The sequence below is a fragment of the Corallococcus sp. Z5C101001 genome (genome assembly GCF_007352635.1).
GTDB lineage: Bacteria > Myxococcota > Myxococcia > Myxococcales > Myxococcaceae > Corallococcus > Corallococcus silvisoli.
In genome coordinates, this window is record NZ_VKLU01000009.1 from 345,351 (window position 1) to 372,003 (window position 26,653).

The following is a 26,653-nucleotide window of genomic DNA, read 5'->3' on the forward strand; positions in this document are numbered from 1 at the left end:
GTGTCTGTCAGTTCATCGGCACGACGAGCACCTGGGGCCGCCGCGAGACGACGTCCACCTCCCGCACCTGCTCGTTCGAGCCCAGTTGGATGCGCACCGAGTGCCGTCCCGTCGGGAGCGACAGCCGGGCCACCTGGAACTCCGCGGGGAGGCTGAGCCAGCCCTGCTCCATCCGGGTGCCCACTTCGATGACCCGGCGGGAGAGGAGGACCCCGGCCACGGGCGGCAGGAGGATGTAGCTCGCCACCAGGCCCGTGTTCACCGCGATGGACCCAGCCCGCTCCGTATCGGAGAGGACCCCCAGCCCACCGCGGCGCAACAGCAGGTTCTCCAGGGAGGTGACGGTCTCGAAGGGCCACGCGTGGCCCCCGACCTCCACCGCGGCCCGCGCGTGGGACCAGTCGCGGGCGCAGACGGACCAGACGGATTCCATGGAGTTGGGCAACACGCAGCGCTGGGGAATCCTCCCCGCCTCCACGATGACGACCAGCTCCCCGTGCGAGTCCTGCGCGCCGGTCTCCTGCTCCCCCACCCCGGGGAGTAGACGCTCCAGCTCCGCGCGCTCCACGCGTTCCAGGCGCCGCGACTCGGCGAGGAGCTTCGGCTCCAGGTGCTTCAGGTGGGACGGCGCTCCGGGGGGCGCGCGCCGGGTGACGCGCCACGCCTCCAGGTAGTCGAGGAACGCCGACTCCTCGTTCCCCGCCAGCTCGTGCGCCAGCCCGCTGACGTACAGGCCGATGGCGCTGCGCTCCAGGTACGCGCGGAAGTCCTCGTCGAAGGGCACGAGCATCAGGTGCTGCTCGAACCGGGCGCGGTGCACCTTCTCCAGGTGCTGTCGCAGGTGCAGCGCGTTCGTCAGGCGCGCCTCCACGGCGGCTTCCTCGGGGCGTCCCAGCTGGAGGTAGTTGAGCGCGTTCAGCGTGTGCAGCGCCTGTCGCTCCAGCGTCCCCATGCGCCAGGGGGCGCTCCCGAAGAGCTCCTCGGACAGCCTCACCGTCTCGCGAGCATCCGCGAGCGCCGCCGTTTCGTTCAGGGCGCGGCTGCTCGCCTCCCACGCCCCCGCGCGGTGCAGCAGCCCGCCCTGGTCCGCGCTGACGAGCAGGGCATCCAGCGAGGCGCGGCTCGCCTCGGCGTCCAGCTCCTTCAGCGCCTCGGTGTACTGGCCCGCCTCCGCCAGGGTGCGCACCTGCGCGGTGTGCAGCACATAGCTGGGGGTGCACGCTGTCAGCAGCGCGAAGAGCGACAACCCCAGGCGGACGCTCGGGACGTGAGGATGCATACGGGCCGTGAGCGTAGAGCGTGTCCGCGAGAGAGGCGAGGCCTGCCCTCGGGGGGCCTCCGCCCCGGGACGCGCCTACCGGTAGACGGGTTGGATGACCGCGCCATCGTCCAGCTCGGCCGGGAGGTCGCTCGCGACGAGCTCGCCGGGCTTCAGCCCCTCCTTCACCTGGATGCGGGTGCCGTCACTCGTGCCAATCGAGATGGGGACGAGCCGGATCTTGTTGTTCTCCACGACCGCGGCGCGGACCTGACCCGAGCGCACGATGACGGCCGCGTCAGGAACGGTCGGGAACGGCGGGGTGGTGACGTTCACCTCGACGTGCACGAACGTCCCCGGCAGGATCCCGACGTTCCGGTTGTCGAGCCAGATCTCGGACAGCATCGTGCGCGTGCGCGGCTCCAACTGGCCCGAGATCCGCGAGACGCTCGCCTGGAGTCGGCGGTTCGGCTGGTCATCCGTCCAGACGACCGCCGGGTCTCCGACGCGGATCGACGTCGCGGCGTCCTGGCCGAGGTACACCGTGATGCGCAGCGTGCTCGTATCCGCCAGGTCGACGATGGGCTGCGCCGCCTGCGTCGAGCCCGTCGCCGCGGGAATGAGCGCGCCCGGGTCGGCATAGCGCGCCGTCACCAGCCCGGAGAATGGCGCTTCGATCACCTGGTAGCTGTGCAGCTCGCGCGTCCGCCTCAGCGTCTCCATCGACGTGCGCAGCTGCGCGTCCGCGACCTCGTGGTCCTGGCGCGACATCACCCCCACCCGGGCCAGCTCCTCGGCCCGCGCGGCCAGCTGGCGGCGCAGGTTGAAGTCCGTCTCGGCCGCGCGCACGTCCTGCTCCGTCTCCGGAGACCAGAGGATCGCGAGCACGTCGCCCTTCTTCACGCTCAGGCCCTTGTCGGTGTTGATCTCGCGCAGGTAGCCCGGAATCTTGGCGTACAGCGTCGTGGACAGGAACGGCCGCGCTTCTCCGGGCAGCGTGAGGCGCCGCGATGCGCCCCCTTTCTCCACCTTCGTCACCAGGACCGTCGGGCCGAGGTTCGCCGCGCGCTGGCGCTGGTCGGCCCCTGCCCGCTCGCTGGCTCGCCGATGCAGATACAGCACCGCGACCGCCGCGACGGCGACGAGCACGAAGACGGCGCCGACGAGCTGGGTCTTGCGGCGGCTCACGGCAGCGGCTCCATTTCCTTCTTCAGGCGGGCGTCGTGGAGGTGCTTCGAGGGCTCCTTGCGCCGCAGGAGGGCGTAGACCAGCGGCACCACGAACAGCGTGACGAACGTGGCGACCAGCAGCCCGCCAATGACCGCCCGCCCGAGGGGCGCGTTCTGCTCGCCGCCCTCGCCCAGCGCGAGCGCCATCGGGAGCATGCCGAGGATCATCGCGAGCGCGGTCATCAGCACTGGGCGCAGGCGCGTCTGTCCGGCGACGACCGCCGCGTCGAGCGCATCGAGGTTCCGCTCGACGCGGATGTCGTTGGCGAAGTTCACGAGCAGGTTCGAGTTCGAGACGGCGATGCCAATCACCATGATGGCGCCCATCAGCGACTCGACGTTGATGGTCGTGCCCGTCGCCGCGAGCATCCACACCACGCCCATGAGCGCGCCGGGAATCGCGACCATGATGATGAACGGGTCGAGCCAGGACTGAAGCAGCGTCGCGAGCAGCAGGTACACCAGCACGATGGCGACGATCATCCCCAGCGCCAGCGCGGAGAAGGAGTGGAACATCGCCTGGCTCTGCCCGCGCAAGGCGATGCTGGCGCCGGGCGGCAGTGTCTTGGTGACCCGCTCGATCACCCGGTTGACGTCGCGCGCGACGCCGCCCAGGTCGCGCCCCTCGACGCTGGCCTGGATGTTGAGGAGCGGCCGGGCCGTGTACTGGTCCAGCCGCGCCGCGTTGGTCGTCAGCGTCGTGGTCGCGATGGTCCCGAGCGTGGGCGCGATCCGCGCCATGGACAGGGTGCCCGCGTACGTCCCGGCGTTCGTCGTCTGCGTCGTCGTCGTGAAGGCCGCGGAGGCGGACAGAGGGGTGGACGAGACACCCATGACGTCCCGGATGTCGAGGACGGGCGTCTGCACCACCACCGGGTAGTTCACGTTGTTCTTCGGGTCGACGAAGAAGTTGGGGTTGGACAGGCTCGTGCCGGTCAGCGACGTCAGCAGGCTCGACGCCGCGTCTTCAATGCTCAGGCCGATCTGCATCGCCCGCGAGCGGTCGACGTTGACCGCGAACGCGGGGTGCTCCAGGACTTGAGGAATGCGCACGTCGGCGATCCCGGGAATGACGCGGATGTCGTCGAGCATGCGGCGCGCGACGGCGTACAGCGGTTCGATCTGCTGTCCCTGGAGCTGGACGTCGATGATCGCCGATGAGCCGAAGTTGAGGGCCTGGGTGATCACATCGCCTGACTGGAAATAGAGGACCGAGCCGGGGAAGCGGGGCACCACCTCGTCGCGGATGCGCTGCCGGTAGAGCGCGCTCGGGCGGTGCTTGGGGGCGAGCTGGATGAGGATGTCGGCGTCCTGCTCGCCGATGCTGTCGCTCTGCACGTAGGCCAGGTTGACGGGGATGGGGACGCCGATGTTGTCGTTGATCGTCACCAGCTCCTCGGCGGGGATGACCTTGCGGATCTCCTGACCCAGCTCCGCGACCAGCCGCTCGGTGTCCTCGATGCGGCTGCCGATGGGCGCGCGGAAGTGGATCTTGAGCTGCCCGGTGTCCACCGTCGGGAAGAAGTCCAGGCCGACCAGCGTGGCGAGCGCGCCCGAGGCCAGGAACAGCAGAAAGAAGATGAGCAGGACGAACACCGGCAGGCCGAGCACCGTCTTCAACACCGAGGCATAGCCGCGCTCCAGGCGCTCGAAGGAGCGGATGCGCCACGCGTTGAAGCGCTGCCAGCGGGAGGGCTTCCTCGACGGATCGAACTGCTCCGACTCGGGCGGCTCCTTGCCCAGCAGCAGGTGTGACATGGCGGGGACGAGCGTGCGCGACAGCAGATACGAGGCGAGCATCGCGAACACGACCGACAGCGCGAGCGGCACGAAGAGGAAGCGCGCCGGCCCCGTCAACGAGACCACCGGGCAGAACACGATGCAGATCGTCAGCGTCGTCGCCAGGGCTGGCATCGCGACCTGCCGCGCGCTGTTGAGCACGGCCACCGCCAGCCGAGGCTCGTGGACGCGGTTGCGGTTGATGTTCTCGATCTCCACGGTCGCGTCGTCGACCAGCATGCCGATGGCCAGCGACAGCCCGCCCAGCGTCATCAGGTTGAGCGTCTGGCCGGTCAGGAAGAGGCCGATGATGCTGCTCAGGATGGCCAGGGGGATGGACGTGCAGACGACGAGCACGCTGCGCCAGGAGCCGAGGAACCCGAGGGTCATCAGCGCGACCAGCAGCGCCGCGGTCGCGCCCTCTCGGACGACGCTCCACACCGCCGCCCGCACGAACACCGACTGATCGAAGTCGATGCGGAGCTCCATCCCATGCGGCGCCGCGGCCTTGAGCGTCGGCAGCATCTCACGCACCGAGTCCACCACCACCAGCGTCGAGGCGGTGCTCTTCTTCAGGATCGCGAGGTAGGTCGCGCGCCGCCCGTTCACGCGCACCACGTTCTCCTGGACCGCGTAGCCAGAGTGCGCGATCGCGACATCTCCCAGGTACACGATCGCGCCGTCGACGAGCTTGATGGGGATCCGGTTGAAGTCCTCGTAGCTCGTCGGGCTGGAGTTGAGCAGCACGTCGAACTGCCGCCGCCCGATGCGCGCCGAGCCGGCCGGCAGGATGACGTTCGAGGTCAGCACCGCGTTGACCACGTCCTGCGGGGAGAGGCCCTTGGTGGCGAGCTTCACCGGATCGATGTCGACGCTCACCTGACGCGTGGCACCCCCATAAGGCGGCGGCACCTGGAGGCCTGGGATGGTGAACAGCCGCAGGCGCAGGAAGTTCTGCGCATAGTCGAACACCTCCAGCTCCGACTGGTTGGAGCTGGAGAGGGTCAGCTGCGCGACGGGGATGTTGGAGGCGTTGAACTGCAGGATGTTGGGCGTGGTGATGCCCGGCGGCATGAAGCGCAGCTGCTGCTGCGTCTGGGCGGTGATCTGCGCGATCGCCGCGTTCACGTTCACGTCCCGCGCGAAGTAGAGCTTGATGATGCCGGTCCCGAGGATGGACTCCGCCTCCATGTGCTCGATGCCGTCGACGGTCGTCGAGTACCCGCGCTGCGCGACGAGCAGCACGCGGTTCTGCATGTCCGACGCGGTGAGGCCCGGGTAGTTGTAGACGACGATGACGACGGGGATGTTGATGGCGGGCAGGACGTCCGTGAGCATGCCGCGCACGGAGAGGAACCCGAGCAGCACGATGACGATGCAGAACGTCGCGACCGAGTACGACCGCCGGAGCGCCAACAGGACCAGCCACATGCGTCATCCCCCTAGGGCAGCGATCCGGTAGGAGGGAAATGCCCCGTGGCGTTCAGCAGATCGAGCTGCGCCTGTCGCTCGTCGTTCTCCGCCAGCGCCGCGGAGATCTCCGCGTTGCGCGACGCCAGCTGTGCGTCGATGACCTGGAGGTCGTTCGAGAGTCCGGTGCGGTAGCTCACGGTCGTGAGGCGCAACACCTCCGTGGAGAGCCGCGCCGCCTCCCGCGCCAGCTCCAGCGCGGTGCGGGCGCGCTCGAGTTCGACGAGCGCGGTCCGGACATCGGAGCGGACCTGCCGCACCGTGGCGCCCAGCCGGACCCCCGCCTCGCTCTCCAGCGCGCGGCGCTCCTTGAGCAGCCCGTACCGAAGGCCGCCGTCGTAGACGGGGAACGCCACCATCACCAGCAGCTGCCAGCTCTCGGTGGGGAGGGTCTGCGTCGGCGGGGTCTGGTATTGGACCTCGAAGCTGGCGGACGCGGACGGCATGAAGTCCGCCCAGGAGTCCCGACGCACCTTCGCGGTGGCGAACAGCCGCTCGCGCGCGAGGCGCAGGTCGCTGCGGAGCCGGTCCGCGTCCTCGAGCGCGCGCCGGAGGTCGGACGGCGCCGCCGGGAGTTGGATCTCCGCGGAGACGTCCACGGGGGCGCTCTCCCCGAGCAGGATGCCCAGCTGCTCCTGCAAGCGAACGAGGAGGAACCGGGTGCGCTCCAGCTGGGCGCGGTCGGTGAAGTAGAGCGCGGAGGCGCGCTGGAAGTCGACCAGCGTCCCGTTGCCCGCGTCGAGCCGCGTGCGGGTGTAGTCGACGTGCGCCTCCGCATTCCGCACGGCGTTCTCGTCGGCCTGCACCAGCTTCCGCTGCACCAGCACCGAGAGGTAGACCTGACTCACCGTCACCGCGAGTTGCCGGCGCACGTCTTCGGCCCCGAGCCGCGCCACGGTGACGTTGTCGCGCGCCTGGGACCATTGGACCCAGCGCCGGGGGTCGAGCCCGATCCCCACGGTCCCCGCGGCGTTGAAGCCGATCCTCGGCAGGATGACGCTGGTCGGGGTGCCCGTCGTGAGGCGTGCGCTGTTGAGCTGGGTGTAGGTCGCGGCCAGCGTCCCCGTCGGCAGGGACCCGGCGCGGACCTGCTCGACCACGGCGCGCGCCCGAGCGATCTCCTCCGAGGCGATGAGTGCGTCGGGGTTTCGGATGAAGACCCTGCGCAGCGCCTCGGTGAAGGACAACCGGATGGGCTCGGTCCCTGGTTCTGGCCAGGCGCGTGCGGGCGCCAGCAGTGCGAGGCATGCCCCGACCACTGCCAGCTGCCGGTGATGGCCCGCCCCGCTCCCTGGCTTGCGCATCTGCTCACGCCGCTCCAACCCGCCAGCTCACCCACGACCGAGGCGGCTCAGCGCAACGTCTCCCGAACGACCGGATGAAATGTCGCCCCCCTGGGCTTCCGTCTGGATCACGGCGGAGGAGGAGGCCGCCGACATGATAGGCCTGACGTGAGGTGGAATAAGCAGTCCGGCGGGGCCGGGCATTGTCCTGGGGAGGGCAATGCCCGCGGCAGCCGAGCCCGCGGCGCTGACAGCCTCCGGGCGAGCGTGAGGAGAGGGATTGCCAGAGGCAGGGGGCGCATCCCAGGTTTGGCTTCTACGTACGAACGAAGAGCACGGATGGTGGAGGAGGACGGGGCGCGCGGGCGGGCAAGCCACTGCTGTGTTTCGACGGAGGTTGCCATGCCGAATCAACGCGACTCCCTGAGCCGCCTTCCGCGTCTGCGCGCGGGGCTGCTCCTCGCCGCGCTGTCCGTGACAGGGTTGATGGCCGCGTCGCAATGCGGGGGCGGAGGTGGAAGCTGCCAGGCCTGCCGCGACGACTGTGAGCGCAATGGCATCCCCGCCAGCCAATGCAATTGCGAAGGCTGCACGCAACGCTAGGGGCTCGCCATGCCAGGACTCGCGACCCGTCTGGTGATCGCCCGGCGCGCGCTGGATTCACTCAAGGCGGCGGGTGCGCCCGAGGCCGCCGTCATCGAGGCGAACCCGGAGTGGTACCACCTGGGGGCGCTGGGCCCGGCGCTGGGGGACTTCGTCCCGTTCGAGACCACGGCCGGGTTGGGAGGGGGCCGGGCGCCCTACTACAGCCTCTGGGTGGAGGTCCTTCGGTTCGCCGTGGGGGACCCCACGGACGGCACCCCGGGCGTCGTGCCGGTGCTGCGCACGTTCCAGGAGTTCCTGTCGCGCGTGACGCGGCTCGTGAAGGACCATGACTTCGATGGGCTGGTGGCCTTGAGGGACAGCGGTGGGCTGGACGTGGTGCAGCAGGCCTCCTCCGACCTGGGCCGGGTGATGAAGCGGTTCTCCGACAAGGACAAGCTCGCGGACATCGGCAGGAAGATGGGGCGCAACAGCAAGCCTCCCCTCCTCAATCCCACGACCCTGATTCCGCCGCGGCAGTGGAACGGGCGAGACTGGCTGCACTGGAAACGCCCGGGGACCTTCGCGACCCGGCTGCGAGCCCAGGCCGAGGCCAGCGGCGATCCGCGCTTCATCGCGTACGCGCTGGGCTGGACGGTCGCCTACGCCTCGCTCGCGTGCGGCACGGGCTTCATGAACTCGCTGGTTGGCTCCAGCTACCGGAACCACTGGTGGCGCACGCGCTTCATCGGGCACTTCGTGGATGCCTGGGTCTGGGGCTTCTATGGCGCGGACGCGACGTTGGACGCCACGGGCGCCCCGACGCCTCCCTTCACCGCCTGGCCGGGCCTCTGCGCCGCGCGGCTGCACACCCTGGTGGACGTCGCGGGCGGACTGGACGCGGAGCAGCTGGGCCGGAGCGTCGTCGCGGATGAAGCGCTGCCCCACGTGCTGCCCCCGGCGTTCACGGCCTTCTGGATCAACGCGTGGACGGAGGCCTACGGGTCCCACGAGGGCCCGCTCTTCACCGAGGAGCGGCTCCAGGTCGCCTACCTGCTCCTGTGGATCCAGCTCTGGTTCCAGACCTCCGGGGACGTCATCGGCTGCAATCCCATGCCCCCGGCGGACCCGCCGGATGCGTGTTCGGACAAGACGCCGCCCGTCTGGGTGGACCCCACCCTCATCGATCCCCAGACGAACGCGCCCTTCAAGGCGCCGCCCCCGAACGCCAAGCATGATCCGGACGTGGGGGAGATCGTCTCCGGCATCATCCTGGCGTTGGCGGGGGTCGTCTCCTGCGCGCTGGGCGGCTTCGCGGTGGGCGCGGGCGCCATCGCGGGCGGAGTCGCGATGATGGTCGACGGCGAAGAGACGCTGAACTGGGATGAGCTGGAGTGCCAGCTCCACTGGACCTCCGTCTACCTGTTCAACGGGCTGGACGCGCTCCACAAGCTGACGGTGTTCGCGGGGCTCCAGCCCCCCTTCCCCGCCGAGTTCGATCTGCCCTCGCGGCAGCTCACCTTCACGGACAACCTGCCGCTCTCGTACCTGAGCGCCGCGAGCGTCTGCCGGAGCCGGGGCATGGAGGGGTTGCACGTGCCCTGGACAGGCACGCTCAGCACCTGGAACACCTACCCGGATGGGACCGCGACCGAGCAGCCCATGAGTGATGTCTGGCCCTTCTCCGGGCTGTGGCCCTCCGCGATCGTCGACGACGCGGCCGCGAACGCCGCGACGGAGGACCTGGCCCGGCCGCCCGCGAGCTGGCCCGGAGGCATCCACGGCTCGTTCGGCCCCGCCGTGCAGGCGGGGGTCCAGCTCATCCAATCCCACGCACCGCTGCCGGACTGGAACCTGGACAACGACCGGGGCCGCGGGTGGCTCACCTGGGAGCTGTCGGCGCCCTACACGGACCCGGTGAACGCGGTGCCAGAAAGCGAGGGGTGAGCGATGCGCCGGCAGGACGAGAACGAACCCTGGCCCGAGGGACTTGAAGCGGTCCCCCAGGGCGTCTGGCTCATCGCGCCCCATGGCGACGCGGACGAGGGACTCCGACCCGTGCCCGCGGGCCAACCCTTCTGGGAGTCCCCCTACATCTGGATGCGGGACGCGGAGGGCCAGCTGCTGACCCAGGCCGTCGCCGGTGAGCCGGTCTGGGTCTTCGCGAGGATCCGCAACCGCGGGACCCTGACGTCCTTCCCGACGCACATCTCCTTCGCGTTCATCGACGCGGCGCTCGGCATTCCCCCGAGCGCTCCGAAGGTCTTCGGCGAGGTCCGCACGAACGTGCCTCCGAACCAGCTGGGGCCTGGGGTGGTGGACGTGGCCTGTCCCGTGCCGTGGGTGCCCGGTGCGTACAGCACGCACGCGTGTCTGCTGGTGATGAGCGACGGCGAGCTGTGGGACCGGCCGACGGTGCCCTGGAACCCCCAGCTCGACCGGCACGTGGCGCAGCGCAACGTCACCATCACCGCCGCGAGCCCCGGACAGACGCTCGTGCTGCCGCTCCTCGCCACGCCGTTCATGGAGGGGGCGGAGACGCTGGCCTTCGCCGCGCAGGCCGCCTGGGTCCAGGCGCGCGAGCCGGCCCAGGCCCTGCGCTACGTCCCGGAGGGGCGCGAGCCTCGGGGAACCCAGGTCGAGCCCGGGGTGCTGAAGGAAGCCCTCCGGTGGGAGCGCATCGACGTCGTCGACCGCCGGGAGGAAGGGACCGTGAGGTTCCCGAAGCTGGAGGGCGGCGAGGCCCCGGGCTACGTCACCGTGGGCGAGCGCTTCGAGTCCCGCCCCCTGGAGGTCTGGCGCGTGGACGCCGGCTTCACGGTTCCCGCGCCTCCGGATGACTCCCCTTTCCTGCTCCTGCGCATCGCGCAGACAGAGGACGGCCTCATCACGGGGGGCTACACCGTGCTGCTTCAAGTCCGCGAATGAGCCGCCGGACGGCGCCCGGTCCACGGGCGCCGCGCGGGGCCACGCGTCCGTCACACGGGCCGGCGGAAGAGGTCGCCCAGGTCGGCCGGGAGCTGGGACGCCACCGCCGCGACCTCCTGTTCGGGGATGCGGTCGCGCACGGCGGTGAAGACGGCGGTGACGACGCGGAAGGCCTGATCGGGCTTGATGTTCAGGTGGTCCGCCACGTCGGTGATGAACTCATCGCGGCCAATGCGCTTCGCGCGAGACGGCCCCCGGTGCACCGCGCAGGCGCCCAGGATGGCGCCGATGCCGCCGGTCAGCGAGCGGAAGAGCTTCACGTCCTCGCCATCCGACAGCCGCCGGGCGAGCGAGCAGAACACCGCGCTGGCGGCCTCCCGGGCCTCCAGGCCCTGGCTGTGCATGACCGCGTCCCCCTGGATCTCGTCCAGGAACGGCTGGAGCTCGAGCGACTCGTCGCGCTCCTTGACGGGCACGTTGTGGGTGTCCTGCGAGGGAGGAAGGTGCGAGGCCATGGGCGCGTCTCCGAAGGTTCAGGGGCCCCGGAAACGGGGCCGTGTCCGGGAAGACGCTGCGCATGCGCGGGAATGCCTGCATCGTCCCGGGCCCGCCATGCCCGGCCGCCCGCCTCCTGGGAGCAGGCCCGTCACCGGGGCCGGGTGACGAGCTCCCTGCGCCCGATGGGGCTGATGCCCTGGGCCAACAGCCGCCGGGCCGCGAGCACGGACACGCAGTCATCCGTGCTGTGGATGTCGCCATAGAACGTCAGCAGCGTGGCGGGCTCCACCACCCGCATGTCCCCCACCTGCACGGAGGGCACGCTCCGGACGAACACGTCCAGGATGACCTTCGCGCCCTCCAGGTACTTCGCGTACCGGTAGAAGTTCCTGGAGGTCGCGTCGAAGCGCGTCCAGATGCGCGCGAAGCCCCGCGTCCCGAGCAGCCCCACCAGCTCCGCGAAGCGCTCGGGGGCGACGAAGAGGTCCACGTCCTTGTGGTCGTGGTCGATCTTCAGCTCGTCATGCGGTGGGGCCATGAAGTGCCAGGCCCAGCCGCCGGAGAGGGTGACGAGCGGGGCCAGGGCGCGCAGCTCCACCTCCGCGATGCGGAGGCGGTCTGCTTTCCAGGGCTCATCCGCCCGCTGTGGATTGCGTGGGTCGCCCATGGCGTCCTCCCGAGTGGCGCGGAAGGACGCGGCGGAACGACCAGCCTGACGGCTACGGGTGCGTCACCGGGTGGGGCGCGTCGTGGACGGGCGCCTCGTCGCCCCCGTCCCTGCCCCCGCGCAGCCGGTTGCCCAGCCGCGTCTTGATGCGGTCCGCCACCACGTAGAAGGCGGGCACCACGAGCAGGCTCAGCACCGTGGACACCGACAGGCCGCCCAGCACCGCGATGGACATGGGGGCGCGCGTCTCGCTGCCCGCACCCAGCGCCAGCGCCGCCGGCACCGCGGACATCATCGTCGCCGTGGACGTCATCAGGATGGGCCGCAGGCGCACCGGGCCGGCGCGCAGCATCGCCTGCATCGCGTCCAGGCCCAGCTCGCGCTGCTGGAGCGCGTAGTCCACCAGGATGATGGAGTTCTTCTTCACGATGCCCATCAGCAGCAGCAGGCCGATCATGCTGAAGATGTTCAGCGTGTTCCCCGTGATGAGCAGCGCGAACGACGCGCCCGCCACGGACAGCGGGAGGATGGTCAGCACCGTCACCGGGTGCAGGAACGAATTGAACTGCGCGCCCAGCACCATGTACGCCACCGCGATGCCCAGGAAGAGCGCGAAGAGGAGGCTGCTCATCGAGTCGCGGAACGCCACGCTCGCGCCGCCCGCCACCACGCGGATGCCGCCGGGCAGATCCTTCCCCAGCCGCTCCACCGTGGCCAGCGCCTCCTCCTGGTTCGACCCTGGCGCCACGTTGGCGTACAGGCTGATGGCGCGCTCGCGGTCGCGCCGGGTGATGGCCTGCAACGCGGGCAGCTCCTGCTGCGACACCAGCGACGACAGCGGCACCAGCGTGTTGTTCGCCGTGCGCACCTTCAGGAGCGCCAGGTCCTCCGGCCGCGAGCGCTGGCTCGCGAGCAGCCGCATGCGCACGTCGATGCGCCGCCCGCCGCTGCTGTACTTGCCCACGCGCACCCCGCCCACCAGCGCGTTCACCGTGGACGCCACCGCCTGGATGGGCACGCCCAGGTCCGCCGCGCGCGCCCGGTCCGGGGTGATGCGCAGCTCCGGCTGGCCCAACTGGTAGTCCGTGTCCAGGTCCACCACCTTGCCGGACGCCTGGAGCTGCTCGCGCAGGTCCTGGCTCGCCTCCACCAGCTTGTCCCAGTCCGAGCCGCGCACGCTGAACTCCACCGGGAAGCCGCGCTGCGCGGTGAAGCCCGCCTGCGACAGGTCCTGCACCACCGCGCGCAGGCCCGGGTAGCTGTTCAGCTCCTTGCGCAGCACCTGCGCGAACTCCGCCTGCGACATGCGCTGATCCGTCGGCACCAGTGTCAGGTTCATGTTGCCCGCGTTGACGCTGGACCCGCCGCCCACCACCACGAACACGCGCGTCACCTCCGGACGGCTGGCGACGAACGCCTCCGCGCGCTTGAACAGGCGGTTGGTCTCCTCCAGGCTGCTGCCCACCGCCGTCTGCAGGCGCACGGACATGCGGCCCTGGTCCTGCGACGGCACGAACTCACCGGGCAGCGCCTTGAACGCGAACGCGCTCAGCACCAGCATCGCCACCGCGACCAGCAGCACGCGGTAGGGCCGCACCAGCCCCCAGCCCAGCACCCGCGCGTACAGCGCCTCCAGCTTCGAGAACGCCCGGTCCACCACCACGCCCACCCGGCTGCGGTGCTCGCGCGACGTCTTGAGCAGCTGCGCGCACCGCGCGGGCGCCAGCGTGATGGCCTCCACGTAGGACAGGAGCACCGCCACGCACAGCGTGACGCCGAACTGGAGGAAGAACTTGCCGATGATGCCCTTCATGAAGACGACGGGCAGGAAGATGGCCACCACCGCCAGCGTCGCCGCCAGCGCCGCGAAGGTGATCTCCGCGGTGCCCTCGCGCGCCGCGCGCACCCGGTCCTTCCCCTCCTCCGCGTGCCGGAAGATGTTCTCCAGCACCATGATGGCGTCGTCCACCACGATGCCCACCGCCAGCGCCAGTCCCAACAAGGTGAACGTGTTGAGCGTGAAGCCCAGGAAGTAGATGACCGCCACCGTGCCCAGCAGCGACATGGGGATGGCCAGGACGACGTTGAGCGTGCTGGACAGCGAGCCCAGGAACACCCAGCACACGAACGCGGTGAGGATGCACGCGAGCAGCAGCTCGAACTCGATCTCGTGCACGCTCTCCTCGATGAACTGCGTCGAGTCGAAGTTGATGCTCGCGCTCATGCCCTGCGGCAGGTCCTTCTGCAGCTGCGCCAGCACCTGGCGCACCTCCTGGGCCACCGCCACCGCGTTCGCGCCGCGCTGCTTCTTGATGCCCAGCGCCTGCGCGGGCTCGCCGTTGACGCGCGCCAGCCGGCGCTCGTCCTCGAAGCCGTCCTCCACGATGGCCACGTCGTGCAGGTACACCGGGCGGCCGCCCTCCTCGCGCACCACCACGTTCTGGAGCGTCTCCAGGTCCAACGCCTCGCCCATGAAGCGCACGTTGACCTCGCGGCCCTCCGTCTCGATGCGGCCCGCGGGCAGCTCCACGTGCTCGCGCTGGAGCGCGGCGATGACGTCGGTGACGGTGAGCGCGTGCGCGTCCATCTTCTGCGCGTCCACCCAGATGCGCACGTTGCGCTCCAGCAGGCCGCCCAGCATGACCTCGCCCACGCCGGGCACCGTCTGCAGGCGCTCCTTCACGCGGTAGCGGGCGAAGTCGCTCACCACCTGCTGGGAGAAGGGGCCGGACACGCCCAGCCACATGATGGGCTGGTCCTCCGGGTTGGACTTGGAGACGACGGGCGGATCGATGTCCAGCGGCAGCCGGCGCTGGGCCTGGCTCACCTTGGTCTGCACGTCCTGGAGCGCCAGGTCCACGTTGCGCGACAGGTCCAGCTCCACCGTGATGTTCGCGCTGCCCTGGCGCGCCGAGGACGTGATGCTCTTGACGCCCTCCACCTGCGTGACGGCCTCCTCGATGGCCTCGACGACGTCCGACTCCACCGCCTCCGGGTTCGCGCCCTCCCACGACACGGAGATGTTGATGGTGGGGAAGTCCACGTCCGGGAACTGGCTGATGCCGATGCGCTGGGCCGCCACCAGTCCGAAGATGATGGTCGCCGCCATGATCATCCAGGCGAACACCGGCTTCTTGATGCAGACGTCGGTGATGCTCATGGACGGCCCTCCGCGCCCGCGCCGCCCTCGGTGCGGGCCTCTCGCGGCGGCTGCTCACCGTTGAGCTGGGGCTTGGGGCTCTCCGTGGAGACGCGCACGGCGACGCCGTCGCGCAGCGCCTCCGCGCCGCGCACCACCAGCGTCTCACCGGGCTTGAGCCCCTCCTTCACCTCCACGCGCCCGTCGGACGTGCGCAGCCCCAGCGCCAGGATGCGCTCGCGCGCCTTGTTGTCCACCACCACGAACGCCAGGAAGCCGCGCTCGCTGGGGCGGATGGCCGTCTGCGGAATCACCGGGCTGCCCCCGCGCGACTCCACCGGCACGCTCACCGTGGCGAACGCGCCGGGGCGCAGCTTCTGGGCCGCGTCCCCCGTCACCTCCGCGGTCACCGCCACCATGCGGCTCTGGTCGTCCGCGCTCGCGGCCACGTAGGTGATCTTCGCCGCGTACGTCCCCCCGTCGGAGCGCACCGTGAAGCGCGCGCTCATCCCCGGGGTGATGCGCGTCACGTCCGCCGCGGGCACGTTGAAGCGCAAGAGCAGCGGCTCGCGGCGCAGCAGCGTGGCCAGCACCACGCCCGGCTGCACGTACTGGCCCGTCTGCACGGTGCGCGTCTGGAGGACGCCGTCCATGGGCGCGCGCACGTACGCGTCGCGCTGGTTGAGCTGCGCCTGATCCAGGAGCGCCTTCGCGGACGCCACGTCCGCCTGGGCGGTGGCGGCGCGGGCCTGAAAGGTTTCCAGCTGTTCGGCGGGCAGCAGGCCCGGGCTCTGCGCGTTGACCTCCGCGCGGCGCTGGGCGCCGGCCTTCGCCTCCACCAGCGAGGCCTGGGCCTTCTGGAGCGCGGCCTCCGCGCTCCGCACGGCGATGGCGTAGCGCGCGGGTTCGATCTCCGCCAGCGTGTCGCCCTTCTTCACCGCCTGGCCCTCGCTGAAGTTCACGCGCTCCAGGGCGCCCGGCACCCGCGCGGTGATCTGCACGCGCTCGAAGGCATCCACCGCGCCCACGGCGCTGACCGCGTACTCCACGTCGCGCGCCTCCACGGGCGCGACCTCCACGGGGAACTGGAGGGGGCCGCGGCCGGACACGCCGCTCTTGCCGCCGCCCTGCGCGGGCGCGTCCTTCTTGCAGCCGGGAGCCAGGGACAGCACCGCCAGCGACAGGGCCAGCATTCCAGTGCGTTGCATTGCCTTCACGGTTCCTTCCCAAGGGGATTGAGTCCGACAGCGGCCCGGAGGCCCAGCAGGGCCACGCCCAGGCTGTAGCGGTTCTGCGCCAGCGCGACCTCCGCTTCGAAGAGGCTGAGCGACGCGTCCGCCAGCGTGAGCGCGGTGGACAGGCCCTGGCGGTAGAGGATGCCGGTCTCCGCGGCGTTCTTCCGCGCGGCGAGGGCGGCCTGCTCGCTGCGCGCGAGCGCCGCCCGGGTCGTCTCCAGGTTCACCCGCGCCTGTTCGATGTCCACCGGCACGCGCCGGGTGGCGGCCTGGGTGTTCAGCTCCGCGGCGTTGGCGTTGGCCACGCGCTCGTGGCGCTCGGCGTAGCGGGTGCCGCCATCGAAGAGGGTCCAGGTGAGGTCCACGGCCAGGAAACCATCGCCGACGTTGCCGTTGAGGCCCGCCTCGTTCGTCAGGCGGTACTGGGCGCTCGCACCCAATGAGGGCAGCAGGCGGGCCAGGGGCTCCTTCGCGTTCTCCCTCAGGGAGCGCACGCGCAGGCGCGCGGAGAGGATGTCCGGCCGCCGGTCCGTGGCGCCCTGGGTGAGCAGGTCGAGGGGGGGCGCGGGGCGCACGGCGTCCGCGAGCAGCGGCTCCGGCGGCGCGAGCTGTCCCTGCACGGGCTCCACGAGGAGGTAGCCCAGCTCCAGGCGGCTCGTCTCCGCGGTGCCCTGGGCCGCGGCCAGGTTGGACTCCGCCGTGGCCAGCTCCAGCTCCGCGCGGGTGACGTCGTTGGTGCTGGCGAGCCCCGCGTTCGCGCGGGCCCTGGCGTCCTCCAGGCTCTGGCGCGCGTAGGACAGGCGCTGCTCGGCGGCCTGATACACCTGCTGGTTGGCCAGGGTGACCAGGAACGCGTTGGCGGCGCTGAAGGCCACCTGCCGCCGCGCCTCCACGGCGTCCAGCTTGGACGCCTCGCTCTCCAGCTTCGCGGCCTTGTAGAGCGGGAAACCGCGCGCGTCGAAGAGCGTCACGCGGCCAGTGAAGGCGGCGCCCAGGGCGTTGAACTTCTGGAGGACGACGGTCTGTCCGCCCACCTCTCGCGTGGACTCACGCAGGCGGCGCGTATAGGTGCCACCGGCGGTGAGGGTGGGCAGGAAGAAGGCGCGGGCGCGGGCGACGCGCGCGTGGGCGGCCTCGGCGACCTGGCCCGCGGCGAGGACGGCCTCGTTGCGCTCGGAGGCGAGCTCCACGGCGCGCTCCAGCGTCATGGGGGCGGCGCCGGAGTCCGGGGGCTGGGGCTTGGGGAAGGCGCTCGCGGGCGACTCGATGGCGGGGCCCAGGTCCGCCCCGGGGGGCGTCTGGGCGAGCGCGTCCGGGGCCCATGCGCAGAGGCATGCACCCAGGGGCGCGGCGAGGAGGGCACGGCGGACGGTGGGCATATGTCGTGCGATGGAGCGGGGCCGATGGGGCGGGGCCAATGTTGAGAGGTCAGCGGCCCTAGCACGGAAGACGTCATCCGGGGGGCAGATGGCGGAGCGTGTCTGGACGATGCCTCCGCGGCGCGTTTAAAGGTCGAGAAGAAGGCTCTTGGGTTCAACTGCCGACGGTGGCGACAGTCGCCCCACTCCGGGTGTGGGGGGCGCGCCCCAGAATGCGTGTCCGATGCGTTTATTCCTGCTCGCTGTGCTGGGTGTGGCCTGGGTGGGGTGCTCCAAGGGCGATGACCTCAAGGCTGGGGCGCTGAGCATCAAGATCCATTACGAATCATTTCGTCCCGGCTGCGTCACGCTGGAGGCCAGCGACCGGGACGACGTGGCGCGCCACACGGTGGCGACCGTGAAGGTCCCCGCGGGCCAGCGCCAGGGCACGCTGTCCGTGGCGGTGTTCCGGCAGTCCGGCTGGAGCCAGAACGTGCGGCTCCGCGCCGTGGCGCGCGAGCAGGGCTGCGACGGCGCGCAGGTCGCGGAGGCGGTGGCGGATGCGGAGATTCCGGGAAAGGGCGTTTCCGATCCCGTGGAGCTGACCCTGCGCGCCGTGGACGCCGATGACGACGGCTTCGTCAGCACGTCCAGTGGCGGCACGGACTGCGACGACCAGAACGGGGCCGTGGGCGGGCCGAAGGTCTGGTACACGGATGAGGACGGCGATGGTTATGGCAGCCGGTATCTGCCCCCCTCAGAGCCGAGCTGTCAGCGGCCCGCGCTGACCAGCGCCTCCCGTGCGGGGGACTGCGATGACCGCGACAGGCTCGTCCACCCGGACCAGGAGGAGTTCCGGTGCGACGGCAAGGATGACAACTGTAACGACCAGATCGACGAGGTCTTCGCCTTGGGCGGCGAATGCAAGAATGCCTTCGCGTGCCCGGGAGCGAACACCTGCGACATGACGGATGGCGGCGTCACGTGCTTCAGCACCATCCAGCCCACCGCTTACTTCTTCGATGAAGACGGGGATGGGGAGGCGGGCGCGGATGGCGGCGTGACGTGCGGACCGCCCCCGCCGGGCACGACCGCGGAGTACACCGACTGCGACGAGAGCTCCGTGTACATGGCGATGGGGAAGTTCGATGTCTGCGACCGGATGGACAATGACTGCAACGGCACCGTGGATGACGGGGCCCCTTGCAAATTGGACTGGCAGGGAGTCCCGGGAGGGGGCAGCGGTCAGCCCAAGTGGAATGCCATCGCCGTGGGACAGGACATGGCCTGGCTCGCGGGCGATGGCGCGTTGGCCGACGCGGGCAACGTGCTGAAGATCCAGGGTGATGGCGGCACGTCCCTCTCCCTCTGCTCTGGCTCATGGTCGACGGCCTGGGTCAGTGCCTCGGGACAGGTGTTCCTTGGGGGCGGGGCTGGCAAGCTGGCCAGCAAACTGCCAGAGCAAGCGGACTGCACCCTCGAGTCCACTCCCGACGCCCTCGCGACGATCACAGGCATCATGGGGTTCAACGCAAGCGATGGTGGCTCCCCGACGCTCTATGCCGTGTCGAGCGGTGGAGTCGTCTACCGTTGGATTCCTCCCGCCGCCCCGGTCCAATTCGCCACCCTGGGCATCAACCTCCGCGCGGTGCATGGAACGACCGCGACCGAACCGCTGCGGGTGGTGGGGGCCCGGGACTATAATCTCCCGGTGAAGGAGCCCCATGTGTTCCGAGTCAGCGTGGCGGATGGCTCGTATGTGGATGAGCCGCTCCCAGCCGCTGTCACGGGCATCTACTTGACGGGCGTGAGCGTGGTGAACGCGCGCTTCGCCTATGCCGTGGGGGACAACGGCGTCTTCCTGGAGTGGACTCAGGGGAAGTGGCAACAGCGCACCGCGGCGCCCGCGAACGTGAATCTCACGGACGTGGTGGCCTTCGGGCAGAAGGCGATCTACGCGACGTCCGTGACGGGAGAAGTCTTGTTCTTCAACGGGACGAACTGGACGACCGCCTACCTGGGTTCACGTGCGATGCGATCCATCGACGCCACGTCGCCCACGAGGATAGGCGCGGCGGGAGTTCAGGGCACCTACCAGTTCTTCAACCGTCCCTAGGTCATGGACCTGCGCGCCGAAGCCCTCGGTCTCCGCTACGGCGCCAGGACCGTGCTGAAACCCACGGACTGCCATCTGCCTCCGGGCACGCAGGCGCTGATCCTCGGGCGCTCGGGTTCGGGCAAGACGACGCTGCTCAAGGCCTTCGCGGGCCTGCTGCTCCCCTCCTCCGGCCGCGTCACATGGGACGGTCAGGACGTCGCGAGGCTCACGGCGCAGGAGCGGCGCAGGCAGCAGGCGTCGTTCGGCTTCGTGTTCCAGACGGACGCGCTCTTCGACTCGCTGACGGTGCGGCAGAACGTGATGCAGCCGTTGCTGCGCAGGCACGTGCCGGAACCCGAGGCCCGCGAGCGCACGGACGCGGTGCTGCGCTCGGTGGGCCTCGCGGACGCGGCGGACACGCTGCCGGAGCGGCTGTCCGGAGGCATGAAGAAGCGCGCGGGGCTCGCGAGGGCGCTGGCGGCGAGGCCCGCCGTGTTGCTGGCGGATGATCCGTTCGCGGGCCTGGATCCGGGGACCGCGAGGCAGGTGGCCCGCGTGCTGCTGGAGGTCGCCGGCCAGGGAACGCTGCTCGTGGCCGCGCCGGAAGCACCCGTGGATCTCCCCCTGCCCCGCTGGCTGTATCTGCGAGGCGGCGGACTGGTGCACGATGGGGCCCCGGCGCCGGAGCTCGAGCAGGCGCCGGACGAGGCCCTTGCATGAGTCCCCCATGGCGTCACCCGTGAGCACCGCCGCCCTGGCCTGGCTGGGACGCTCGGCGATGCGCGCGGTGGGCGGAGTGGGCGCGCTGGCGCTGGTCGCGGGCCGGACCGCGTGGGGGCTGCGGAGGCTGGAGCGCCGCGAGCTGGCGCGAGGGCTGGTCCAGTTCGGCTACGAATCGCTGCCCCTGGCCACGGCGACGGCGGCGCTGGCGGGCGTCATCGTGGTGGTGCAGGCGGTGCTCTACATCCAGCGCTTCGGGGCGCGGGCGTTCCTGGGCTGGGCGGCGGGGTATGGCGTGCTGTGGGAGTTCGGCCCGCTGCTGCTGGGGCTGATCATGTCGGCGCGCATCGGCGCGAGGAACGCGGCGGAGCTGGCCACGCTGAAGGTGGGCGGACAGATTGAAGGCCTGCGCGGCATCGGCCTGGATCCGTTCGCGCTGCTGGTGGCGCCCCGGGTGGTGGCGATGGAGGTGAGCATGCTGGCGCTGAGCACGTTCACGTTCCTGGTGGCCATCCTCTGCGAGGCGGTGGCGGCGAAGCTGACCCTGGACCTCCCGGTGCGGGTGTTCTTCGGGACGTTCGCGGACCTGCTGAGCCCGTCCGACATCCTGGGGGGCGTGTTGAAGACCGGGGCCTTCGGGCTGGCCATCTCGCTGGTGTCCACGGCGGTGGGCCTCCGGGCGAAGGGAGGGGCCCGCGCGGTGGGCGAGGCCGCGGCGAGCGCGGTGGTGCTGGGCTGCGCGGCCATCTTCCTGTTGGACTTCCTGCTGACGACGGTCCTCTCCCGGTGGCTGTCATGAGGCGCGTGCTGTCCTTCTTCGGCGCGCCGGGGGTGATGCTGGCGCGCACGGTCCGGGCAGGCACGCGGGAGGGCGTGCCCCTCCGGGAGGTCCTGGCCCAGGTGCACGAGCTGGGCGGGCGCAGCGTGTGGCTGGTGACGTCCGGCATGGCCTTCTTCGGGGCGGTGCTGGTGATGATCGCCAACGCGCAAGCCAAGAAGCTGATCGGCAACGTGGCGGTGCTGGGGCCGGCCTACTTCGAGATGCTGGTGCGCGAGCTGGGGCCCGCGGTGTCGGCCCTGCTGACGGCGGCGCGAGCGGGGGCCAGCCACTCGGCGGAGCTGGCCACGATGAGCGTGAACGAGCAGGTGGAGGCGCTGGAGATGTCCGCGGGGGATCCCTACGCGGACCTCGTGGCGCCCCGGGTGGTGGCGGGGGTGGTGGGGGTGCCGCTGCTGGGCGTGCTGGGAACGCTGGCGGCCACGGCGTCGGCGGTGCTGGTGGCGAGCCTGGCGTTGGGCATCGACGGACGGGCGTTCATGGACGCGAGGTACGTGGATGGCTGGGATCTGCTGGTGGGAGGACTGAAGGTGCTGGGGTGCGGGCTGTACATCCCGCTGGCGGCGGCGGTGGCGGGGCTGAAGGCGCGAGGGGGCGCGGAGGCGGTGGGGCACGCGACCACCGAAGGCGTGGTGGCGGCCAGTCTGGGATGTCTGTTGATTGACCTGACGGTGTCGCTTGCGTTCCAGTTCGTGCGCCTGTGAGCGATACCGGTCCGGACACGCTGGTCTTCGAGGACGTGGCGATTGCCTTCGAGCAGGGCCGCCCCGTGCTGCGGGGGCTGAGCGCGGAGGTGTCCACGCGCGAGCTGACCTTCATCGTGGGGGCCAGCGGCACTGGAAAGAGCGTGCTGTGCCGGCTGGCGGTGGGTCTGCTGAAGCCCGACGCCGGGAAGGTGACGCTGTTCGGGGAGCGGGTGGACACGCAGGCGGAGCGGACGCTGGTGGGCATCCGCCGACGGGCCCCGTATCTGGTGCAGGGCCCCGCGCTGTTGGACTGGCGGACGCTGCGGGAGAACGTGCGCCTCGCGGCGCCCAGGGCCCCGGAGGACGCGGTGGAGGCGGCGTTGGAGCAGGTGGGGCTGAAGGAGTGGGCGGACCGGCTGCCGCCGGAGCTGGGCCCCGGGGCGAAGAAGCGCGCGGCCATCGCGCGGGCGTTGGTGCTCGAGCCGCGCTACCTGTTGCTGGACGAGCCGACGACGGGGTTGGACCGGAGGGCGGCGACGCAGGTGGAGGCGGTGTTGGCTTCGCTGAAGGCGCAGGGCCTGGGGGCGCTGGTGGTGTCACATGACTACCGGCAGCTGAGGGAGATCGCGGACCGGGTGCTGGTGGTGGCGAAGGGGCGGAATGCGTACCTGGGGAGCCCGGAGGGCTTTCTCCGGTCCCCTGCCCCGGAGCTGCGGACCCTGACGGCGCCGTTCATGGAGGGCGCGACGGATGGATGAGCAACGGCTGGAGTTGAAGGTCGGGGCGCTGGTGCTCGCGACGGTGGTCGGCGTGCTGGTGCTGTTGTGGTTGATGGGGGAGCTGACGTTGGGCCGGGGCGGAAGGCTGGAGGTGGACTTCGCGCACACGGGCAACGTGGTGAAGGGCGCGCCGGTGAAGCTGGGCGGCGTCCAGGTGGGCAAGGTGGACGCCATCCAGTTGCTCCCGGAGCGACGGGACGCGAAGGGAGTCCCCCTGCCCGTCCGCATGGACCTGTCGGTGGAGCCCGCGGCCCGGGGCGCGCTGCGCCGGGATGCCCGCGTGACGGTGGCGACGGTGGGCCTGTTGGGTGAGCCCTACCTGGAACTGAATCCAGGCAACGCCGCCGCGCCCCTGCCCGAGTCGGAGGCCGTGCGAGGCGTGGATGCGCCGCGCCTGGACCTCTTGTCGGAGCAGCTCTCCCGGTTCGTGACGATGTTGTCGGAGATGCTGGAGAAGGATCCGGAAGCGGTGACGGGGCTCGCGGCCAACGTGTCCAGGCTGGCGAAGACGCTGGACGAGGTGCTGAGCGAGAACAAGGGCGACGTGAAGGTCCTGGCCTCGGAGCTGGCGGCGGCCTCCAAGGACCTGCGGCAGCTCGCGCAGCTGGCCAAGGAGTCGATGCAGCCCGGAGGCAAGGGAGCCCGCCTGTTGGACGATGCTTCGGCCGTGGCGGCGGTGATGCGAAAGGACCTCCCGGGGCTCACGAAGTCCGCCGGAACGACCCTGGACGGGCTGGCGGCGGTGACGGGGCCCCTGACCCCCGAGGACGGCCAGCAGGTGAAGCTGGCCCTCCAGCGGTTCACCGTGGCCGCGGGGCAACTGGAGCAGATCGCGGCGAAGGCGGACCGGGTCCTGGGACGGCTGGACGCGGGCGAGGGAACCGGCGGCGCCCTGCTCAAGGATCCCGCGCTCTATGACGAGCTGCGCACGCTCGTCACCGACCTGCGCAAGCACCCCTGGAAGATGCTCTGGAAGGACTGAGGAGCGCCGACGAACCGGGGTCCGTCGGCGCTCGACGCCGGGACCGCTACTGGCTGGCCACCGCCGTCCGCGTGCGGGCGATGAGGATGTAGATGGCCGGCACGAAGTAGAGCGTGAACAGCGTGCCCACGGCCATGCCCGTCACCAGGACCAGCCCGATGCTGTTTCGGGCCGCCGCGCCCGGCCCCGACACCAGGACCAGCGGGAAGTGGCCCGCCACCGTCGCGACGGTCGTCATCAGGATGGGACGGAGCCGGCCGGACGCGGCCTCCTTCACGGCCTCGATCTTCGTCCTCCCCTCCTCCTGGAGCCGGTTGGCGAAGTCGACGATGAGGATTCCATTCTTCGCGATCAACCCCACCAGCGTCACCAACCCCACCTGCGAGTAGATGTTGAGCGTGGTGGTGAAGCTGTCCGTGAAGAACGGCATGGTCGGGTTCGGCATCCGCAAGAACGTGGTCAACAACGCCCCGAAGAGCGCCAGCGGCACCGACCCCGCGAGGATGATGAGCGGATCCCGGAAGCTGTTGAACTGGGCCGCGAGCACCAGGAAGATCAACACCACCGCGAGCATGAAGGCCGGGAGGAACTTGTTGCCCTCCACCCGCAGCTGCCGGGACTCCCCCGTGTAACCGAGGCTGTAGCCCTGGGGCAGGATCTTCGCGGCCTCCGCTTCGAGGTAGCCGAGCGCTTCATCCAACGGCCGGATCGCCACGCCGCTCAGCTTCACCGCGTTGAGCTGCTGGAAGCGGTTGAGCGACCGGGGCGCCACCGTGTCCCGGAGGGTGGCGAACGACGAGAGCGCCACGAGCTGTCCGTCCGGCCCGGTGACGTGGATGTCCTGGAGCTGTTCGGGGTTGAGCCGTGAGCCCCGCTCGACCTGCGGGATGACCTTGTAGCTGCGTCCGGCGACGTTGAACCGGTTGACGAAGTTGCCGCCCACCGCCGCGCTGAGGTCCTGCCCCACCGTCCCCAGGTTCAGCCCCAGCTGCGCGACCTTCTCGCGATCGATCTCGACCTCCGACTGGGGCTGGTCGAACTTCACGTCGATGAGCGGCGGGAAGGCGAACAACCCGCTCTGCGCCGCCTTCGCCTGGAGCTGCTCCGCGAAGCCCAGCAGCTCCTCCGCCTCCGCCGTGGAGGCGATGACGACCTCCACCGGGAAGTTGCCGCCGCCCGGCAGCGCGGGCGGGAGGATGGCGAACGTCTGGACGCTGGGGAGGACGGACACCCGCTCCTGCGTCTCCGCCAGCACCTCCGCCGAGGAGCGCTTGCGCTGCTCCCAGGGCTTCAGCACCAGACCCCAGAACCCGCTCCCGGGGCTCATGATCTGGAAGATGAACGCCCCTTCCGGCATCTCCATCAGCGTCTTGCTCACCTCCCGGATGGAGGGGGACAGCTGCTCCAGCGTGGAGTTGGACGGCGTGTTGACGATGCCGAAGACGATGCCCTGGTCCTCCGTCGGAGCAAGCTCCTGCGGAGACTGCGTGAACATCAGGAGCGCGAGCAGGCTCAGCACCGCCCACGCCGCGTAGACCGGCCCGCGGGCGCGCAGGGTGCTCTCCAGGGTGCGCGCGTACGCGGCCCGCAGCCGCTCGAAGGTGCGGTTGATCACCCCCGCGAAGCCCTGGTCCTCGTGGCCCGCGCGCAGGAGCGTCGCGGACATCATGGGCGACAGCGTCAGCGCCACAACGCCCGACAGCGTCACCGCCCCCGCCAGGGTGAGCGCGAACTCACGGAACAGCGAGCCCGTGAGCCCTCCCTGGAAGGCGATGGGCGCGTACACCGCGGCGAGCGTGAGCGTCATCGCGATGATGGGCCCCACCAGCTCCTTCGCGCTCAGGATGGCGGCGTCCACCGGGCTCAAGCCCTTGCGCAGGTGGCGCTCCACGTTCTCCACCACGACGATGGCGTCGTCCACCACCAGCCCCACCGACAGCACCACCGCGAGCAGCGTGAGCAGGTTCACCGTGAAGCCGAAGACCTGCATCAGGAACACCGTCCCGATGAGCGACACCGGGATGGCCACCACGGGCACCAGGATGGAGCGCGCGGAGCCCAGGAAGAGGAAGATGACCAGCACGACGATGAGCAGCGTCTCGCCCAGCGTGCTCACCACCTCGTCGATGGCGTTCTGGATGTACTCCGTGCCGTCGAAGGCGATGCTCGCGTGGAGCTGCTCCGGGATGTCCCGCTGAAGGGCCGCCAGCTCCACCCGGATGCGCTGCATGACCTCCAGCGAGTTGGCGTTCGGGAGCGACCAGATGCCGATGAAGGCCGCCGTCTTCCCGCTGAGCGTGACGTCGCTCTCGTAGTCCTCCGCCCCCAGCACCACGTCCGCGATGTCCGACAGGCGCACCACCGCGCCGCCATCCCGCCGCACGATGAGCTGCCGGAACTCCTCCACGGTGCGGAGGTTCGTGTTCGCGGTCAGGTTCACCTGGACGAGCGAGCCCTTCGTCTGGCCCACCGCCGCCAGGTGGTTGTTCGTCGCGAGCGCCTGCCGGACCTGCGTCGGGCTGACGTTGAACGCCGCCATCCGCTCCGGCTTCATCCACACCCGCATCGCGAACGTCCGCGCGCCGAGGAGATCCGCGCGCTGCACGCCCTCGACCGCGGACAGGCGCGGCTGCACGACGCGCACCAGGTAGTCGGACATCTCGTTCTGCTGCAGGACGTCCGACGTGAAGTTGAGGTACGCGACGGCGAACTGGCTGTCCGCCGACTCGATGTTGAGCACGGGGACCTGGGCCTCGGGAGGCAGGTCGCCGCGCACCTGATCGACCTTGGAGCTGATTTCACTGAGGGCGCGGTTGGCGTCCGCGTTGAGCTTGAGCCGGGCGCGGATGATGGAGACGCCCTGGAGGCTCTGGGACTCGAGATAGTCGATGCCGTCCGCGGAGGCGATGACCCGCTCCAGCGGCGTGGTGATGAAGCCACGGACCAGCTGCGCGTTGGCGCCGACGTAGGCCGTGGTCACGGTGATGTCGGCGTTCTCGCTGCGCGGGTACTGCCGCACGTTGAGCGCACGGACCGCCTGCAGGCCCGCGATGACGATGAGGAGGTTGACCACCAGCGCCACGACCGGGCGTCGGATGAAAAGGGCGGTGAAGTTCATGGGTTC

General features: G+C 70.5%; 18 protein-coding genes. 8 read left to right on the forward strand and 10 right to left on the reverse strand.

Annotated elements, in window-relative coordinates:
- Positions 1-7: 7 nt before the first annotated feature.
- The 4 genes from FOF48_RS21875 to FOF48_RS21890 form a co-directional block, all read right to left on the reverse strand.
- The gene (locus tag FOF48_RS21875; protein ID WP_143904683.1) at positions 8-1,279 is read right to left on the reverse strand and encodes a hypothetical protein; all 1,272 of its coding nucleotides are present in this window, start codon (positions 1,277-1,279) and stop codon (positions 8-10) included.
- A 75-nt stretch (positions 1,280-1,354) separates the two neighbouring features.
- The gene (locus FOF48_RS21880) at positions 1,355-2,446 is read right to left on the reverse strand and encodes an efflux RND transporter periplasmic adaptor subunit (RefSeq protein WP_143904684.1); all 1,092 of its coding nucleotides are present in this window, start codon (positions 2,444-2,446) and stop codon (positions 1,355-1,357) included.
- On the reverse strand, positions 2,443-5,697 hold the full coding sequence (locus FOF48_RS21885; RefSeq protein WP_143904685.1) for an efflux RND transporter permease subunit: 3,255 nt from the start codon (positions 5,695-5,697) through the stop codon (positions 2,443-2,445). The genes FOF48_RS21880 and FOF48_RS21885 overlap by 4 nt, the downstream gene beginning before the upstream one ends.
- Positions 5,698-5,708: 11 nt before the next feature.
- Complete coding sequence (locus FOF48_RS21890) at positions 5,709-6,923, reverse strand: TolC family protein (protein ID WP_161665463.1); 1,215 nt, start codon at positions 6,921-6,923, stop codon at positions 5,709-5,711.
- 708 nt (positions 6,924-7,631) lie between these two features.
- Here FOF48_RS21890 and FOF48_RS36515 point away from each other — a divergent pair.
- Positions 7,632-9,548 carry a hypothetical protein gene (locus FOF48_RS36515; protein WP_186002013.1) on the forward strand — a complete coding sequence of 639 codons (1,917 nt, stop codon included), beginning with the start codon at positions 7,632-7,634 and terminating at the stop codon, positions 9,546-9,548.
- 3 nt (positions 9,549-9,551) lie between these two features.
- On the forward strand, positions 9,552-10,529 hold the full coding sequence (locus FOF48_RS21900; protein WP_143904687.1) for a hypothetical protein: 978 nt from the start codon (positions 9,552-9,554) through the stop codon (positions 10,527-10,529).
- A gap of 50 nt (positions 10,530-10,579) precedes the next feature.
- Here the strand turns inward: FOF48_RS21900 and FOF48_RS21905 are convergent, their stop codons facing one another.
- The 5 genes from FOF48_RS21905 to FOF48_RS21925 all read right to left on the reverse strand — a co-directional run bounded on the left by FOF48_RS21905 (position 10,580) and on the right by FOF48_RS21925 (position 17,447).
- A complete protein-coding gene (locus tag FOF48_RS21905) occupies positions 10,580-11,044 on the reverse strand; it encodes a DUF2267 domain-containing protein (RefSeq protein ID WP_143904688.1) in 465 nt (154 codons plus the stop codon).
- 131 nt (positions 11,045-11,175) lie between these two features.
- Positions 11,176-11,694, reverse strand: a complete 519-nt coding sequence (locus tag FOF48_RS21910) for a hypothetical protein (RefSeq protein ID WP_143904689.1) — start codon at positions 11,692-11,694, stop codon at positions 11,176-11,178.
- A 52-nt stretch (positions 11,695-11,746) separates the two neighbouring features.
- A complete protein-coding gene (locus tag FOF48_RS21915) occupies positions 11,747-14,854 on the reverse strand; it encodes an efflux RND transporter permease subunit (protein WP_143904690.1) in 3,108 nt (1,035 codons plus the stop codon).
- Positions 14,851-16,041 carry an efflux RND transporter periplasmic adaptor subunit gene (locus FOF48_RS21920; RefSeq protein WP_186002014.1) on the reverse strand — a complete coding sequence of 397 codons (1,191 nt, stop codon included), beginning with the start codon at positions 16,039-16,041 and terminating at the stop codon, positions 14,851-14,853. The genes FOF48_RS21915 and FOF48_RS21920 overlap by 4 nt, the downstream gene beginning before the upstream one ends.
- 5 nt (positions 16,042-16,046) lie before the next feature.
- Positions 16,047-17,447: a TolC family protein gene (locus FOF48_RS21925; RefSeq protein ID WP_143904692.1), complete on the reverse strand. Its 1,401-nt coding sequence runs from the start codon at positions 17,445-17,447 to the stop codon at positions 16,047-16,049.
- Between the two features lie 223 nt (positions 17,448-17,670).
- On the opposite strand from FOF48_RS21925, the gene FOF48_RS21930 reads away from it, so the two are divergent.
- From FOF48_RS21930 to FOF48_RS21955, 6 genes are read left to right on the forward strand one after another with little or no spacing between them, the layout of a single operon-like run.
- Positions 17,671-19,542: a putative metal-binding motif-containing protein gene (locus FOF48_RS21930; RefSeq protein ID WP_143904693.1), complete on the forward strand. Its 1,872-nt coding sequence runs from the start codon at positions 17,671-17,673 to the stop codon at positions 19,540-19,542.
- Positions 19,543-19,593: 51 nt separating this feature from the next.
- Complete coding sequence (locus tag FOF48_RS21935; protein WP_255442525.1) at positions 19,594-20,244, forward strand: ATP-binding cassette domain-containing protein; 651 nt, start codon at positions 19,594-19,596, stop codon at positions 20,242-20,244.
- 7 nt (positions 20,245-20,251) lie between these two features.
- Entirely contained in the window at positions 20,252-21,043 is a 792-nt protein-coding gene (locus FOF48_RS21940) for an ABC transporter permease (protein WP_143904695.1), read from the forward strand.
- The gene (locus tag FOF48_RS21945; protein WP_143904696.1) at positions 21,040-21,786 is read left to right on the forward strand and encodes an ABC transporter permease; all 747 of its coding nucleotides are present in this window, start codon (positions 21,040-21,042) and stop codon (positions 21,784-21,786) included. Before FOF48_RS21940 ends, FOF48_RS21945 begins: the two co-directional genes overlap by 4 nt.
- A complete protein-coding gene (locus tag FOF48_RS21950; RefSeq protein WP_143904697.1) occupies positions 21,783-22,526 on the forward strand; it encodes an ATP-binding cassette domain-containing protein in 744 nt (247 codons plus the stop codon). Before FOF48_RS21945 ends, FOF48_RS21950 begins: the two co-directional genes overlap by 4 nt.
- Positions 22,519-23,529, forward strand: a complete 1,011-nt coding sequence (locus FOF48_RS21955) for an MlaD family protein (RefSeq protein WP_143904698.1) — start codon at positions 22,519-22,521, stop codon at positions 23,527-23,529. Before FOF48_RS21950 ends, FOF48_RS21955 begins: the two co-directional genes overlap by 8 nt.
- 46 nt (positions 23,530-23,575) lie before the next feature.
- Here the strand turns inward: FOF48_RS21955 and FOF48_RS21960 are convergent, their stop codons facing one another.
- Positions 23,576-26,647 (reverse strand): efflux RND transporter permease subunit, encoded by a 3,072-nt coding sequence (locus tag FOF48_RS21960; protein WP_143904699.1) that lies wholly within the window; start codon positions 26,645-26,647, stop codon positions 23,576-23,578.
- Between the last annotated feature and the right edge of the window lie 6 nt (positions 26,648-26,653).